Origin of the sequence: Nocardia carnea (assembly GCF_029868325.1) — a bacterium.
GTDB classification, from domain to species: domain Bacteria; phylum Actinomycetota; class Actinomycetes; order Mycobacteriales; family Mycobacteriaceae; genus Nocardia; species Nocardia carnea_C.
On sequence record NZ_JARWNW010000241.1, the window covers coordinates 20539 to 35724 of the forward strand.

Below are 15186 nucleotides of genomic sequence, written 5' to 3' on the forward strand. Positions count from 1 at the left end.
GGTTCATGGCACAGAACGAGAACGTCGCCGCCCTGGCCGCGGCCGGGGTGTCGGTGTGGCTGGACGATCTGTCACGCGACCGGATCAACTCCGGCAACCTCGCCGAACTGATCGCCACCCGCGGGGTCGTCGGGGTCACCACCAACCCGACCATCTTCCAGGGTGCCCTCAGCAAGGGACACGCCTACGACGAGCAGGTCCGGGCGCTGGCCGCCCGGGGCGCCGATACCGACGCCGCCGTCCGCACCATCACCACCGACGATGTCCGCGCGGCCTGCGATGTGCTGGCCCCGGTCTTCGAGCAGACCGGCGGCGTGGACGGGCGGGTCTCCCTCGAGGTCGATCCGCGGCTGGCCTTCGACGCCGACAAAACGGTGGCCCAGGCGGTCGAACTGTGGAAGATCGTCGACCGGCCCAACCTGTTCATCAAGATCCCGGCCACCGAGGCCGGCCTGCCGGCCATCACCGCGGTCCTCGAGGAAGGCATCAGCGTCAACGTGACCCTGATCTTCTCGGTGCAGCGGTACCGCTCGGTGATGGGCGCCTATCTGGACGGGCTGCGTAAGGCCCGGGTCGCGGGGCACGATCTGGCCAAGATCCATTCGGTGGCTTCGTTCTTCGTCTCCCGGGTGGATACCGAGATCGATAAGCGGCTCGAGGCAATCGGTACGCCCGAGGCCCTGGCGCTACGCGGTAAGGCGGGCGTGGCCAACGCCCGGCTGGCCTACGCCGAATACCTGGATGTGTTCGGTTCCGCGGGTGACCACGCCTCGACCTACAACCATCTGGCCTCCGCCGGCGCGAACCGGCAGCGGCCGCTGTGGGCGTCGACCGGGGTGAAGAACCCCGAGTACCCCGACACCATGTACGTCACCGAACTGGTCGCCACGAATACGGTGAACACGCTGCCGGAGAAGACGCTCGAGGCCGTCGCCGATCACGGTCGGGTCCGCGGCGACACCGTCTCCGGGACCGCCGACGAGGCTGCCGGGGTATTCGAGCAGCTCCGCGAGGTGGGCATCGATCTCGACGATGTGTTCGCGGTCCTCGAACGCGAGGGCGTGGACAAATTCGAGAAGTCCTGGCAGGAACTGCTGGACGCCACCACAGCCGAACTGGCCGCCGCAGGAGGTAACTGACCCCGATGGCCGGCGCTCCGGAGAGCACAGGGACGGCATCCGGCACCCCGTGGCGTAATCCGCTGCGGGACAGCCGGGACAAACGGATACCGCGGATCGCGGGCCCGTGCAGCATGGTGATCTTCGGCGTCACCGGAGATCTCTCCCGGCGCAAACTCATGCCGGCCATCTACGACCTCGCGAACCGGGGGCTGCTGCCCCCGGGGTTCGCGCTGGTCGGTTTTGCACGCCGCGAGATGTCGGACCGGGATTTCGGCGATATCGTGCACGATGCGGTGCGCGCGCATTCGCGCACCCCGTTCCGCCAGGAGGTCTGGGATCATCTGGCGGAAGGGTTCCGCTTCGTGCAGGGCACCTTCGAAGACGACGCTGCCTTCGCGACACTCGCCGATACCCTGGCCCGGCTCGATGCCGAACGGGGTACTGGCGGCAATCACGCCTTCTACCTGTCGATCCCGCCCGATTCGTTCCCGGTCGTACTCGACCAGCTGCACCGGCACCGGCTCACCAGCCGGCATTCCGAGCAGGGCCCGGCGCCGTGGCGGCGGGTGGTGATCGAGAAACCGTTCGGGCACGATCTCGACAGCGCCCGCGAACTCAACGCCCTGGTGAACCGAGTGTTCCCCGAGGAAACCGTCTTCCGGATCGACCACTATCTCGGTAAGGAGACGGTGCAGAACATCCTGGCGTTGCGTTTCGCGAACCAGCTGTTCGATCCGATCTGGAACGCCAACTACGTCGACCACGTGCAGATCACCATGGCCGAAGATATCGGCCTCGGCGGCCGCGCCGGCTACTACGACGGCATCGGCGCCGCCCGCGATGTGATCCAGAACCATCTGCTGCAACTGCTCGCGCTCACCGCCATGGAGGAGCCGATCAGCTTCGAACCCCGGCAGCTGCAGATGGAGAAGATCAAGGTTCTTTCCGCCACGAAGCTCGTGGAACCACTCGACGAAACCACCGCCCGCGGCCAGTACGCGGCCGGCTGGCAGGGCGGGCAGGAAGTGGTGGGGTTGCTGGACGAGGAAGGTTTCGACCCGCAGTCGCGCACCGAAACCTATGCCGCGCTGACCCTCGAGGTCGATACCCGGCGCTGGGCCGGGGTCCCGTTCTATCTGCGGACCGGTAAACGCCTGGGCCGGCGGGTCACCGAGATCGCGGTGGTGTTCAAACGCGCCCCGCACCTGCCGTTCGACCAGACGATGACCGAGGAACTCGGCGAGAACGCACTCGTCATCCGCGTGCAGCCGGACGAGGGCATCACCATGCGCTTCGGTTCGAAGGTGCCCGGATCGTCCATGGAAGTACGCGATGTGAACATGGATTTCAGCTACGGCGAATCGTTCACCGAATCCTCCCCGGAAGCCTACGAACGTCTCATCCTCGACGTCCTGCTCGGTGAACCCTCCCTTTTCCCGGTCAATGCGGAGGTTGAATTGTCCTGGCGCATCCTCGATCCCGTGCTCGCCCATTGGGCAGCCGACGGGAAGCCCGAACAGTACGAGGCCGGGACCTGGGGCCCGGATTCCGCCGCCGAGATGCTGGCCCGCACGGGCCGGGAATGGCGGCGGCCGTGATCATCGATATCCCCGACACCACCACCGGCGCCGTCACCAAACGGCTGGTCCAGCTGCGTGAGAGCAATGGCGTGATCACCATGGGCCGGGTGCTGACCCTGGTCGTGTGCACGCTGGACAGTTCCGAAGCCGAAGGCGCCATCGACGCCGCCAACGACGCCAGCCGCGAACACCCCTGCCGGGTGGTCGTACTCGCCCGCGGGGACCGCTCGGCCGAAACCCGGCTGGACGCGCAGATCCGGGTCGGCGGGGATGCCGGTGCCGCGGAGGTGATCGTGCTGCGCTTGCAGGGGCAGCTGGTGAACCACGAAAGCAGCGTGGTGATCCCGTTCCTGCTGCCCGATACCCCCGTGGTGGCCTGGTGGCCGCGGGGCGCACCGGAATTCCCGTCGAAGGATTCGGTGGGCCGCCTGGCGGCGCGCCGGATCACCGACGCCACCTTCGCGCGCGACCCGCAGGCCACCATCAAGAAACGCCACGGTTCCTACGCCCCCGGCGATTCCGATCTCGCGTGGAGCCGGATCACCTACTGGCGGGCCCTGCTGGCGGCCGCGATGGACGAGGCCCCGCACGAACCGGTGCAATCGGTGACGGTCTCCGGACTGCGTGAAGAACCCGCGCTGGATATGCTCGCCGGCTGGCTCGCCCGGCGACTCGACTGTCCGGTGTACCGGAAAACCGGAGATCTGGTGGTCGAACTGCATCGCCCGACGGTGTCGATCGCCATCGCCCGCCCGCAGACCGGGGTCACCGCGACACTCACCCGCACCGGCGAACCCGAACAGCGAATTGCGCTGGCCCGCCGCGAGACCCGCGATTGCCTCGCCGAGGAACTGCGCCGTCTGGACGCCGACGAAATCTACGCCGAAGCCCTCGCCGGAATCGAAAGGGTGACCTATGACCACCAGCCGTGACGCCGCCCCCGCCGCCACCGTGGATGTGCATCCCGACAGCGACGCCCTGACCACCGCCGCCGCCAGGCGTTTCGTCGAGGTCCTCGTGGCGGCGCAGGCCGAACGCGGCACCGCATCGGTGGTGCTGACCGGCGGCGGTACCGGTATCACCCTGCTCGAGAAGGTTCGCGCCCAACCGGGCGAACTGGACTGGTCGAAACTCGATATCTTCTGGGGCGACGAACGTTTCGTCCCCGCGGGCGACCCCGAACGCAACGAACTACAGGCCCACCGGGCACTGCTCGACCACGTCCCCGTCGACCCCGCCCGCGTCCACACCGTGGCCACCTCCGACGGCGAATACCCGGACCCGGTCGAAGCAGCCGCCGAGTACGCCACCGCGGTCCGCGCCCACCTCGCCGCCTCCGGCGGTTTCGACCTGCATCTGCTCGGCATGGGCCCGGACGGTCATATCAATTCACTGTTCCCCGGGCACGCCGACACGATCGGCGAAGAGCGCGAGCCGGCCGTCGCGGTCACCGACTCCCCCAAACCACCCCCGGTCCGGGTCACCCTGACCTATCCGGCGATCCGGCGGTCACGGCACGTGGTCCTGGTGGTGTCGGGCGCGAACAAGGCCGACCCCGTCGCCGCCGCGCTGAACGGCGCCGACCCGCTCGAGATCCCCGCCGCGGGCGCCCACGGCACCGAATCCACCACCTGGATCCTCGACAAGGACGCGGCTGCCGCGATCCGCTGAACCAACCGATCGGGGGTGGCGGTGTTACGGCTCCACACCCGGAGGTTGCGGGACACCTGACCGGCATGCCACCTCGTCGGGCGGGAGCGCGGCGCCGGCACAGTATCGCTGCTGCGGAGCGAGCGGCGGTCGAGGTGGTCCGGTGGAGGCCGACTATCGGGCCGCACCCGACCACCGGCATGTGCTGATCACCGTCTGGGAAGCCTTCCTGCACCCACTGCGGCGGCGTGCGTCCGCTTCGCTCGAAGCACCGGTCCCGTTGCCCTCGAGCGGTCCGATCCTCGCAGGGGCCACTGGTCCCGGGGGTGCTTCACGTGCGTGGGCAGGAGTAGGCGCCGAGGTCGATGTCGTTGGCGGCTTCCCGGATCGGCTGCATGATCTTTTCTAGCATTCTGTGTTTGCCCGGCAGGTAGGGCATGGCCCGCATCATCGCCAGTTGCATACCGGCTTGTAGACGGGTCGGGGGTACGAGTTTGTCGACTACGTCGCGGGCCAGCTGCTGGTTGCGGTGAACGAATGGCCGCATCTTTTGTTCGTATCGTGGCAGGGCGGTGTGATGTGCCCCTTGGGCGGCGGCGAGTTCGCCGGCCAGTATGTAGGCACCGACCAGGGCGAGGCTGGTGCCTTGGCCGGAGGCAGGGGACGGGCTGTAGGCGGCGTCGCCCACCAGCGACACTCGGTGATCGGACCATGTGGGCATGCTGATCTGGGCGAGGGTGTCGAAATAGAAGTCGGTGGCGTCCGGCATGGCGTGCAGCAGTGTCGGGATTTCCCATCCATGCCCGGCGAAGGCATGTGTCAGTGCCCGGAACTGGGCAGGTGGGTCGTTGCGGCCGGGCTCGGGATCGGGGGCAGGGAAGAAGAATTGGGCGGTCGCGGCGGTATCGGGTTGCAGGCTGTAGACGTTGACGATGCGGCCGGCCGAAGTGCACGCCATCTCCCAGCGGTCCAGGCCCATGTGGTTGGGCACGCCGAAGACCGCGACAGTGAGCCCGAGCCGGTGGGTGAACTGGGATTCGGGGCCGAATACGAGCTCACGGACACGCGAGTGCAGGCCGTCGGCGCCTACGACCAGGTCGAAGGTGCGAGGTGCTGCCTGTTCGAAGCCGACATACACTCCGGTGTCGTCCTGGTCGATGGATTCGACGGTATCGCCGAAGAGGTATTCCACCTGCCCGCGTGTTGCGCGGTGCAGGATTTCGGCCAGGTCGCCACGCAGTATCTCGAGGTCTTCGGGATCGCGGAATCCGATGAGGTCGGGGCCCAGGACGGCCATCGGCCGGCCGGTTCGGGTCAACCAGGTCCCGCCGCGGATATCGGTGGCCCGGCGGCGCACGGAGTCCCCGAGTCCCATCCGGTCGATGACCTCGACGGCGGCGCCGCGCACGTCGACCTTGTAGCCGCCCGGCCGGAGCGCGGGGGCGCGCTCCACGACAGTGACGTCGAAGCCGTACCGGTGAAGCCAGTACGCCAATGCCGGACCGGCGATGCTCGCTCCGGAGATAAGGATTTTGCTCATCGACATCTGACTCCCGCCGGTTCTCTGTCACCCTGCCCGAGCCGCGAAACGACTCCGCAGCGTAACCCTCACACTTAATTGTGTGAGGCTCAAACTAATTTGCGTATGGTACACACAAAGTGGATGTCGGAGTCAACAACGAAAGGCCGGGCATGAGCGATGACGAGTTGCCGGCGAGCATCGAAGCGGCGTGGGGTCTGCAGGTCCGGCCCGGACCGGGACGCAGGCCCGGGCTGAGCCTGGATCGGATCGTCGACGCCGCCGTGGACCTCGCAACCCGCGAGGGCTTGGCATCGGTGTCGATGGTCCGGGTCTCCAAACAGCTCGATGTCTCGACGATGGCCCTGTACCGCTACGTCGGCGCCAAGGACGAACTACTGGACCTGATGCTGGACGCCGGTATCGGCCCACCCCCGGCTCCCGATGCGGAAACCGGCTGGCGGCAAGGCCTGTCCAGCTGGTCGTGGGCCTACCTGGCCGCACTGCGCCGAAACCCCTGGATGCTGCACATCCCTATCACCGCACCGCCGATCACTCCCAACCAGATCGCCTGGCTCGAAGAGGGTCTCACTCGCCTGCGCGACCATGCGATCGCCGAGAACGAGAAGGTGTCGGTGATCATGCTGCTGTCGGGCTTCGTCCGGAACTGGGCCGGCCTCACCCTCAGCTCGCACGCAGCCGACGACAAGCGTCCCCGAGTGGCCTACGGAACCGCTCTCGTCCGACTCGTCGACGAGAACCGTTTCCCGGCAATCAGTGCCGCCATCGCCGCCGGCGCCCTGGACGACAACTGGGACGATATCGACGCCGAATTCACCTTCGGACTCGGCCGGATCCTCGATGGGGTCGCCGCTCTGCGCAGTTCCCCGAAGCAAGACTAAAACCCGCCGCCCGCCGTTCGCCCAGCGCTCGACGAAGCGGCAGCGATGTCGAATACAGGTAACCGACGGCCTGTTCGACCGTCCACACACGCTCGAATCGGTAAATCCGCCGATCAACACTGCGAAACTGCGACCGACGCAATATCTCCTCGCGAGTCAGGTGGTCTGCGTCGTCCGCACGACTGGACGACTGGACCGGTGCCGCGAAGTCCGGAGGGTGGTGAGCTATCTGAACATTTGTCGCGGTCCGCTGATCGCCTCCCGCTGCCCGGAGCTCGGCGGCGAACTGCGCGATCCGCCGAGCCCAGTCGATCACCCAGGAGGAAAAGAATGTTCGCCCCACCCTCGATGCCGCCGAGCGCTCTCGCCCTCGTCGAGTCGGGACGGCTACCCGGGTCGTTGACCGAATACTTCGATCCTGCCCATCAGTCATCGAACGATCCCGGCAAGTGGGAGGAAGTCGCCTGGAGTGTCAACCTTCAGCTCGACAACCCGGCACTCGATCCCGAGGTGCGCGGACCCCTGGCGCTTCTGGGCGCCTATGCCTTCATCGAAACCTGTGACTACGAGTTCCTGGAGCTGGTGAAGCGCTCGGAGCTGGCGATGAAGCTACTCGATCGGGCCGAAGAGCATGGAATCGACGAAGAGGAGATCGCCCCCTTGTACAAGTGGGCCTACGACACATACGAGGCCGGCGCCGGCATCAGATGAAGAAACCCGGCGGACTCGCGCCGGGTGTCCGCCGCAGTGTCGCCCGGCGAGATGTCCAAAATGGGTCAATGCCGATTATGGACACTACGACTTTTACGACACGTTTCTTGAACAGTTGCCGATTTTGATCGACCTGGGCTTTCGTGCGCCGAAGACCGTTTCGGTCGGACTGTTCAAGAAACGATCAGTTGTTGCACAGCGCCGACAGACTGCACTGAGTGCCAGAACCTCTCCTCTTATCCGAGGAGGCCGCCCCTGGTGTCCAATAGATCAAGTCAGGGCCGAGGAAGTATTTCGGGTTGCATCAGGCCGGTGATGGTTCTGATGATGTCCGTTCCGACTCGTCCGAAGGCGGCGTCGAAGTAGGCGCGCAAATAATTGCGCTGCAGATCGATCGACCGGTCCGGGTCGATACTGCCCACAGTTCGCGTAGCTGCGTCCGCAGGGATCAAGCCGGCCGCGGCGAGCTGTGGCAGGATCGCTTGCTGGTCGCAGAAGGACATGTGCTCGGTGCCTTCCAAGCGCAGCGGGACCTTCAGCCCAGTGTTGTTCGGCCAACCCGGCTGCCAGCCCGGATCCTCGGACCACGGAAACCTGCCGCTGGCCAGCATCAGCAGCGGGCGGTCGACGCCGTCGTCGGCGACCGAACCAAGGATCGGACCGTCGAGGTCGACACCGGCGCGGATCCGGGGGTCGTCGTGGATCGCCTGGGCTGTGGTCGACCCACCGAGTGAATGGCCGAACATCCCGACCTTCGACAGATCCAGGTGGGCGGCCAGGGAAGTCGGAAGTACCTGTCGCCGATCAGATCCGCCGGCGAATTCGGCGAGCTGGTCCAGCACGAACCTTGTATCGGCTACCCGGGTCGGCAGCAGGAGGTCGCGCAGCACTTCCTGCGGAGAGTCCAGCGGCACCTCGGTCACTGCTTCCCGGCCGTCGGGGAAGTGCACCGAGAACGCTTCATGGGTGTGGTTGATGGCCACCACCGCGTAGCCGTGGCTGGCGAGGTCCTCGGCTTGGGTAGTGCTCCAGCCGGTGGTGTCGGTCATCCCCGGGGAATTCAGCAATATCGGAAACCGGCCGTGATCGGGCAGGGCGGGCGCGTCCCGGTAGCTGTGGCTGGGCGCGAGAGTCCAGCTCTCCTCGGGCACCCCGAGCTTATCGAGATAGGTGTGCTGCGCTTGCCGACCGCCGGGCGGCATCCACGGTGCCCGCGGCGCCGTGTGATCCGAGATAGCGGGGTACCAGATCTGGACCATCAACTCCCGGCGCTGATCTGGATGCCATGGATCAGCGCGCCCTGAATCGACCAGATGAACTCCCGTGACGCCCACCGGATATGACCCAGTGGGCGCTGGAAGCGTGAGCGCCACTGCTGTGGCCGGCGGCCCTGGATCGGCATGTGCCACACCCGCGCCACTTGTGACGACCGCCAGGACAGCAGACAATACGGTCCCGAATCGCCGTAACTTCATGCGCATCAATCCAAACCCCCGAACCAACTGCTGTTGGCCGGAACCCTACAAGATCGACGGCCGGTCCCCGACGGCGTAGCGGCACAGTGTCCACAAATAGGTGGTTGTTGGACGGACCTCTTGAGGTAATCATCGCTGACCAGCGATGATTACCTCCTCGGCTGTCCAAGAATGCATCGAATTATGGACAGTAAAAGCCGTGTAGGGGCGGAGGTGGTCCGGACGCGCGGATATGCCAGGACCACGTCAGCCGTGGGCTGTGCCAACCTCGATGCTCGAGGCTGTGCCGGCAGCGAGGGAGTCGAAACCTGCACTGGCGGTGGGTGGAAGGTCAAGCCCGCCGCGCGACCGCTACCGAGGCGTTGCCGGAGTCCACTGCCGTGCCGGTGATACGCCGGGCAGTGGTTTTCCGATCACCGCCAGTGGGACGTAGAAGTTCACCTCACCGATCACCATGGCGAGCGTGGCGATCTCCCGGTCGCTGTAGTGGGCTGAAACCTCCTCGTAAAGGGCATCGGTGACGCGTTCGCTCCCGGGCGAGGGCTGGAGCACCGCTTCGACCAAGGCCAGCGCGGCGCGCTCGGCCTCGGAGAAGTACGGCGAGGTCGGCCAGGTGGCCACCGCGGCGATCCGTTCCTCGGACTCGCCCTGCTTGCGCAATGCGCCGGTGTGCAGGATGGCGAGATAAGTACTCCCGACGATCTGCCCGGCGCGGAGCTGTACCAGTCCGACAGTGGCCGGTGCGATCGTGCCGTTACCGGTCACGCTGCGCAAGGCGGCGGCGGTCTGACCCATCTCCGGGACGAGCTGCACCGGATTCGGCATCCGCGAGACCCGCACCTGCTCCGCAGTTGTCATTGTCATTGTCCTTCCATCCTTCGACAGCCGATGGCGAAGCTGTCGTCCGACCTCAACGATCAGCTCGGGGAACTGGAGAAACAACGGCGAAGTGTGCAACGCTGCGTTAACCGCTGTGTTGACATGCGAGGTAGACGTGGAGATTCGTGATATCGAGATCTTTCTGACGCTGGCGGAGGAGTTGCACTTCGGTCGCGCTGCCGCCCGGTTGCATGTCTCGGTCGCACGGGTCAGCCAGGCGATCAAGAAGCAGGAGCGTGCGATCGGTGCGCGGTTGTTCGATCGGGACAATCGCACTGTTCGGCTCAGCGCGGTAGGTGCGCAGCTGCGTGACGATCTCGTTCCGGTCCGCGCCGGCCTGGAGGCGAGTCTGCGCCGGGCGCGCCTGTCCGCGACCGGTAAAGCGGGGGTGCTCCGGGTGGGCTCGCTGATGCTCAGCGGCTATGACCTCGAGAAATACTGGGTTCGTTTCCGCGACCGGTATCCGCAGTGGAACGTCCAGTTGTCGTTCGCGCGTTTCGTCGATCCGTTCGCCGGTTTGCGCCGAGGTGATCTCGACATCTTGATCGCATGGCTGCCGATCGAGGAGCCGGACTTGACCATCGGGCCGACGATCACTGTCGAGCGGCGTGTCCTCGGGGTGGCAGCGGATCATGAACTGAGCATCGAAGCGTCGGCCTCCTCCACCGTGCTACGGGATTTCTGTCACCCGACCACGGAATCGGCGCCGGATTATTGGGTGAACAGTTTCATATCGGCACAGGCCCGGAAGGAGGCACACATCGAACGCACCCGCGTCGTCGCCAATACCGAAGAACTGGTTCACCTCGCCGCGACCGGAGATATCGTCACAGTCCAGCCCAGGCACGCGGCCCGCTACTGGAATCGCCCGGACCTGCGCTGGTTACCGGTCCCCGATATGCTCCCGCTCAGCTACGCGCTGGTGTGGCGTACCACCGCGGAAACCGACGCGATCAGGGCGTTCGCCGATATCGTGCGCGAACTCGGGCCACGGTACGAGTAGTGGTCGCGACAGTGCCGGGAAGCTGTGACGGTGCCGCGTGCCATGGCGCGGAGGTAACAGATCCTGGGGTGCCGACGACGAGGGGCCAGGCCCTATATCCGTTGTTTTCTCGGCAATTCCTGCCGGAACCTCGAGCCGCCTCCACTGGAACCGTGGAGTTCACCGTCCGGATCAAATCGATCGATCCGGATACCCGGTCGGCCGTCGTGGTCATCGTCGCGAAATCGGCCGGCCGCAAAATCTTCGGCCTCGCCACCGCCGAAACCCGCCTCGCGTAGCCACCGCCGCGATGGTCGGGTCCGATGCCGGGCGGTGAAGCGTCGGCCGTCCGGGGCACCTGTCGGGTGCTGGGATCGAGTGTTCATCATTGGGGTATTCATGGACGCGTATCCGCAGATAACCATCGTTGAACAGCGATGATGTGCAGCCACTCTGTTCAGAAAAACATCAATTGATGGACAGGGCATATCGGGCAGGGTGCTGGGTTATCGCTTGGTCGGTAGCGTGGCGTTGTATCGCGACTGGCGTCGGGTGGTTGACCACCGGGGAGCATGAGAGCAGCGAGCATCGACCGCCTGGGTGCTTCGCGCCGAAAGGGCGGAGGGGTCTCATGCTGGATATCGGCGTTGCTCGGGCGGAAGATGTCGGCGAGATCATTGCGCTGCGGCATGCGGCCGAGGATTGGCTCTGTTCCAACGGTATCGATCAGTGGCCCCGTCGGGAGATTCCGGTAGCGCGGTTCCACGATGAGGTCGCCGAGGGTGAGTACTATGTTGCCCGCCGAATCGGGTATCGGCCGATTGTCGGTGCATTCCGGCTCGTGTGGACCGACCGGGCGGTCTGGAGTGACGACGGTGTCTGTGCAGGCTATGTGCATTCCCTGGTCATCGATCGGCAGCACGCTGGGCAGGGTGTCGGTCGCGTCATGCTCGACTGGGCCTCTCGCGCCGCCGCTTCCGCTGGCGCAACGGTGCTCAGATTGGATTGCGTCGAGAACAACGCCAGACTGTGTGACTACTACCTCGATCTCGGGTTCGGCCAGGTTGGACGCCGAGATCTCGCCGGGTACGCACACGGTGTGGTGCTTTTCGAACGTCGACTCACCTCGCCGCCCTCGCCTGCCAGTGGCAGGACCGTCGAACGCGAGATGCCGTCGGGCCGTAGTTGGTAGTAGTTGTCATCGACGGCACGTCACATCCGGTGGCCGCCGTGACGAGCGCGCAGTGAGGTGAGAGTGGCCGATTCGATCGACGGCTTGTTCGCGGGAACAGCCTGGCACTATGCGCGCTATCGGCCCGGCTATCCGGAGGTGTTCTTCGCCGACTTGATCCGGCGATTCCGTCTCGACGGGACCGGCCGACTCCTGGACTTGGGTTGCGGTACAGGCCAGCTGACCCTCCCCCTGGCGGCGCACGTCGACGAAGCTGTCGGCGTGGACCCTGCCCCGGAGATGCTCGCAGAGGCCGCACGGCAATCCCGCGTCACGGGCGTCACCAACGTGACCTGGACACAGGGCAGCTCAGCAGATCTCGGGGGCGAGTATGGGCGCTTCAGTCTGGTGACGATGGGCAGGTCCTTTCATTGGATGGACCGCCGCCGCGTGCTTGCACTTCTGGAAGACATGGTCGACGACGGTGGCGGATTGGTGATCGCCAACGACAGTTGCCTTGTGCGGCCGGCCATCCACTGGCAGCGAGCGATCGAACGGGTCCAAGCTCGGTTTCTTCCCGCGGACTTCACGCCGCCTGTGCCGCCATCAGGCCGTGCGGACGACGCCGGACACTTGCCCCACGAGGAGATTCTGGGTCGATCGCAATTCTGCAGGGTCGATCGGCGGGTCTACGAATTCGAGCGTGTGTGGACGACCGAACAGGCCATCGGATACCTGTACTCGACATCGCTACCGTTTCGTCGAACATTGGGCGAACAGCGGACGGCGTTCGAACACGCCGTCCGCGAGGAGCTGCTCACGATCGAGCCGAGTGGACGGTTCGTCGAACCGGTGGCCCTGGAAGTGTTGACGGCCACGCGGCCAAGGGGCGATCGGATCGGGGCGGAACAATCGCTTGCGTTCCGGTCCGGCAACCACTGGCGCTGCGCCTGCACAGGAGTGTCGCAGTGGCTGTTCATCAAAGGGGGCTTCACGGGCATTCAGGACCCCTGAATCATCGTTTAGCAGCGATGACGCACCCCGGCAGTGTCCAGGAATGCATCGGTTGATGGATGGTTACCGAGTTCCATGAAGCCGGCGATGTCACGCTGGTTCGGCAGCGACTCGAGTCTCCTGCAGGAGGAGACCTCATGCTCGGAGTCATGGATGACGAGATGCTGTTTCCGATCGGGGTCGTGGCCGAACGCACGGGGCTTGCGGTCAAAACGATTCGGTTCTACTCCGACAAGGGGCTCGTTCCGCCGTCCCCGTACACCCCGACCGGCTCTACGACATTGCTGCCTTGTCCCGCCTGGAACTGGTCCGCACACTGCGCGAACTCGATATAGACCTGGCCACTGTGCGGCGCATCCTGGCCAGCGAGACTTCGCGGGCGGAGGTCGCCGCTGCGCACGCGTCCGCCCTCGATGTCCAGATCCGAGGTCTGCGGCTGCGCCGGGCAGTACTGCAGGCGGTGGCAGAACGGAAATCCGACCCCGAGGAGATGGATCTGATGCACAAACTGGTGAACCTGTCACAGGCCGAGCGACACCGCTTCGTCCACGACTTCGTCGACGACACCTTCGGTGGCGTCGACGCCAATCCGGCAATGGTCGAACTGCTGCGCACGAGCATGCCCGACCTACCCGAAGCCCCAGCACCGAGCAGGTCGAGGGATGGAAGGAATTGGTCGAACTCGTCCAGGACAGCGACTTCCGCGCGGCAGTGCGCCGGATGGCCGAATACCAGGCCGCGCAACGCCTCGAGGGCGATACCACCGGCCTGCATCATGCGCTCACCGAAACCGTGCGCGACGAAGTCGGCCGCGCACTCGCCGCGGGAATCTCCCCGGAATCAGCGGCGGCCGCGCCGATCGTGGATACCCTCACCGCCCGCCACGCCGAAACGTTTGGCAAACCCGACGACAGTGCCCTCCGGCATTGGATGCTGCAACGACTGGAGGTGGCCAACGACTCCCGCGTGGCGCGGTATTGGCAGCTCGTAGCTGCCATAAACGGCTGGCCATCCGTAGAGGACCTGGATCCAGTATTCAGCTGGCTCGGCCAGGCGCTGAGGACCCACACCGGGCGATAGCCGCCTCCTGCACACCGGCGGCGACGAATCCGGCAGCTCGCCGTGCGCCCGCTGCCGGCCGTGGCGAGGTATCCGTGGACGACGCGGCACCGAGAAGTTATTCCACATGTCCACGAAAGGTTGATCCTGGACAGAAACGAGGTGGTAATCATCCCGAGCAGCGATGATTACCACCTTTCGTGTCCAAGAATGCATCGGTTGTTGGGCAATGCCCGGCCACCCCACAGAAGTCCGAGAAGAATTCCGTGGGGCGAGGCCGGCAGGTGTGCCGAGGTGGGGGGATGGGGTTCAGACCGATGCGGTCTCGCGGACAGCGCCGGCGACCGCGGGGAAATCCTTGCGCAGGATCTTGGAGTGGTTACTGGCGACCTTCGCGCTGATCGTGATGTTCGGGTTGTGCGCGATGATCGGGTCGAGTACTTTCCGTCCCTCCTCCATCTCATCGTTCTCGCTGCCTAGGCTATCTCCGGTGGCCAGGACGAACCGCACCGGGCGGGTCGCGCGTTCGAGCACCGGAACGCTGGCTGCGGCGATCTCGTTGAGTTCGATATTGGACTCGGCATGCTGGGCGGCGCTCATCCGCGCGGCCATTCCGAACGGGCGTGCCAGCGGCAGCAGGAACCGCATCTTGTGGAACAGTTTGCGGATCCGCTCGGCGCCCTCTTCGCCGGTCAGGCCGTGCGGGAAGGCGTCCACGGTCACCACTCCCAGCATGCGGTCGGGGTTGCGGTCGGCCCAGTGCCAGCTCAGCACCCCGCCGTAGGACCAGCCCACCAGGATGATCGGCTCCGTCACGCCCCTGGCCGCGAGCACGGCATCGATATCGCGCAGGCACGCCTCGAAGGAGTAGTCCGCGGATTGCTTCGATGTACCGCGGGCCCGCTCATCGAAGGTGATGTGCCGGTAGCCGGGGCCCAGATCGGCGATCACTTTCTTCCAGTGCGACCGGTCGGCGTAGGCGCCGTTGAGGTAGACCACCGGCCGGCCCGAGCCGCCGGTGTCGGTCACCGACAGCGCGGTGTCCTCGACCGGCACCATGCCGGTCCACGTCGATTCGGTCGAGTTGTTGCTGGTCGCTGCGTTGCTCATGTCAATACAGTCG

17 protein-coding genes, 1 pseudogene and 1 riboswitch are annotated in these 15186 nt (G+C 65.6%); of the genes and pseudogenes, 12 read left to right on the forward strand and 6 right to left on the reverse strand.

The features are described from left to right. The first annotated feature begins 5 nt into the window (after positions 1-5). From tal to pgl, 4 genes are read left to right on the forward strand one after another with little or no spacing between them, the layout of a single operon-like run. The gene (gene tal / locus QH196_RS20985; protein WP_280417517.1) at positions 6-1139 is read left to right on the forward strand and encodes a transaldolase; all 1134 of its coding nucleotides are present in this window, start codon (positions 6-8) and stop codon (positions 1137-1139) included. 5 nt (positions 1140-1144) lie between these two features. Beyond that, on the forward strand, positions 1145-2719 hold the full coding sequence (gene zwf / locus QH196_RS20990; RefSeq protein ID WP_280417518.1) for a glucose-6-phosphate dehydrogenase: 1575 nt from the start codon (positions 1145-1147) through the stop codon (positions 2717-2719). Next, on the forward strand, positions 2716-3633 hold the full coding sequence (gene opcA / locus QH196_RS20995; RefSeq protein WP_280417519.1) for a glucose-6-phosphate dehydrogenase assembly protein OpcA: 918 nt from the start codon (positions 2716-2718) through the stop codon (positions 3631-3633). The genes zwf and opcA overlap by 4 nt, the downstream gene beginning before the upstream one ends. After that, on the forward strand, positions 3617-4372 hold the full coding sequence (gene pgl / locus QH196_RS21000; protein ID WP_280417520.1) for a 6-phosphogluconolactonase: 756 nt from the start codon (positions 3617-3619) through the stop codon (positions 4370-4372). The genes opcA and pgl overlap by 17 nt, the downstream gene beginning before the upstream one ends. A 310-nt stretch (positions 4373-4682) precedes the next feature. On the opposite strand, the gene QH196_RS21005 is transcribed toward pgl, so the two are convergent. Beyond that, positions 4683-5891, reverse strand: a complete 1209-nt coding sequence (locus tag QH196_RS21005) for an FAD-dependent monooxygenase (RefSeq protein ID WP_280417521.1) — start codon at positions 5889-5891, stop codon at positions 4683-4685. A 152-nt stretch (positions 5892-6043) separates the two neighbouring features. On the opposite strand from QH196_RS21005, the gene QH196_RS21010 reads away from it, so the two are divergent. Then, entirely contained in the window at positions 6044-6772 is a 729-nt protein-coding gene (locus tag QH196_RS21010; RefSeq protein WP_280417522.1) for a TetR/AcrR family transcriptional regulator, read from the forward strand. 330 nt (positions 6773-7102) lie between these two features. After that, positions 7103-7483: a hypothetical protein gene (locus QH196_RS21015; protein ID WP_280417523.1), complete on the forward strand. Its 381-nt coding sequence runs from the start codon at positions 7103-7105 to the stop codon at positions 7481-7483. 275 nt (positions 7484-7758) lie between these two features. Here the strand turns inward: QH196_RS21015 and QH196_RS21020 are convergent, their stop codons facing one another. From QH196_RS21020 to QH196_RS21030, 3 genes are all read right to left on the reverse strand, one after another. Further along, positions 7759-8796, reverse strand: coding sequence for an alpha/beta hydrolase family protein (locus QH196_RS21020; RefSeq protein WP_280417560.1), 1038 nt, complete (start codon positions 8794-8796; stop codon positions 7759-7761). Next, positions 8742-8885: a hypothetical protein gene (locus QH196_RS21025; RefSeq protein WP_280417570.1), complete on the reverse strand. Its 144-nt coding sequence runs from the start codon at positions 8883-8885 to the stop codon at positions 8742-8744. The genes QH196_RS21020 and QH196_RS21025 overlap by 55 nt, the downstream gene beginning before the upstream one ends. 424 nt (positions 8886-9309) lie before the next feature. Next, positions 9310-9816 carry a carboxymuconolactone decarboxylase family protein gene (locus QH196_RS21030; RefSeq protein ID WP_280417524.1) on the reverse strand — a complete coding sequence of 169 codons (507 nt, stop codon included), beginning with the start codon at positions 9814-9816 and terminating at the stop codon, positions 9310-9312. 136 nt (positions 9817-9952) lie between these two features. On the opposite strand from QH196_RS21030, the gene QH196_RS21035 reads away from it, so the two are divergent. The 5 genes and pseudogenes from QH196_RS21035 to QH196_RS32370 all read left to right on the forward strand — a co-directional run bounded on the left by QH196_RS21035 (position 9953) and on the right by QH196_RS32370 (position 13339). Further along, positions 9953-10840, forward strand: a complete 888-nt coding sequence (locus QH196_RS21035; protein WP_280417525.1) for a LysR family transcriptional regulator — start codon at positions 9953-9955, stop codon at positions 10838-10840. Positions 10841-10974: 134 nt separating this feature from the next. Beyond that, a pseudogene (locus tag QH196_RS21040) lies at positions 10975-11118 on the forward strand ((R)-hydratase); the annotation flags it as partial. A gap of 229 nt (positions 11119-11347) precedes the next feature. After that, a riboswitch (ZMP/ZTP riboswitch) is annotated at positions 11348-11428 on the forward strand. 22 nt (positions 11429-11450) lie between these two features. Next, positions 11451-12011 carry a GNAT family N-acetyltransferase gene (locus tag QH196_RS21045; RefSeq protein ID WP_280417526.1) on the forward strand — a complete coding sequence of 187 codons (561 nt, stop codon included), beginning with the start codon at positions 11451-11453 and terminating at the stop codon, positions 12009-12011. Positions 12012-12074: 63 nt separating this feature from the next. Continuing rightward, complete coding sequence (locus QH196_RS21050; protein ID WP_280417527.1) at positions 12075-13004, forward strand: class I SAM-dependent methyltransferase; 930 nt, start codon at positions 12075-12077, stop codon at positions 13002-13004. 59 nt (positions 13005-13063) lie between these two features. Further along, the gene (locus QH196_RS32370) at positions 13064-13339 is read left to right on the forward strand and encodes a MerR family DNA-binding transcriptional regulator (RefSeq protein WP_348538096.1); all 276 of its coding nucleotides are present in this window, start codon (positions 13064-13066) and stop codon (positions 13337-13339) included. Here the strand turns inward: QH196_RS32370 and QH196_RS32375 are convergent. Beyond that, positions 13228-13509, reverse strand: a complete 282-nt coding sequence (locus tag QH196_RS32375) for a hypothetical protein (RefSeq protein WP_348538097.1) — start codon at positions 13507-13509, stop codon at positions 13228-13230. The genes QH196_RS32370 and QH196_RS32375 overlap by 112 nt on opposite strands. Before the next feature lie 167 nt (positions 13510-13676). Between QH196_RS32375 and QH196_RS21060 the strand changes: the two genes are divergently transcribed. Beyond that, positions 13677-14084, forward strand: a complete 408-nt coding sequence (locus tag QH196_RS21060) for a hypothetical protein (RefSeq protein WP_280417528.1) — start codon at positions 13677-13679, stop codon at positions 14082-14084. Between the two features lie 288 nt (positions 14085-14372). Here the strand turns inward: QH196_RS21060 and QH196_RS21065 are convergent, their stop codons facing one another. Further along, positions 14373-15173 (reverse strand): alpha/beta fold hydrolase, encoded by an 801-nt coding sequence (locus QH196_RS21065; RefSeq protein ID WP_280417529.1) that lies wholly within the window; start codon positions 15171-15173, stop codon positions 14373-14375. Positions 15174-15186 lie beyond the last annotated feature (13 nt).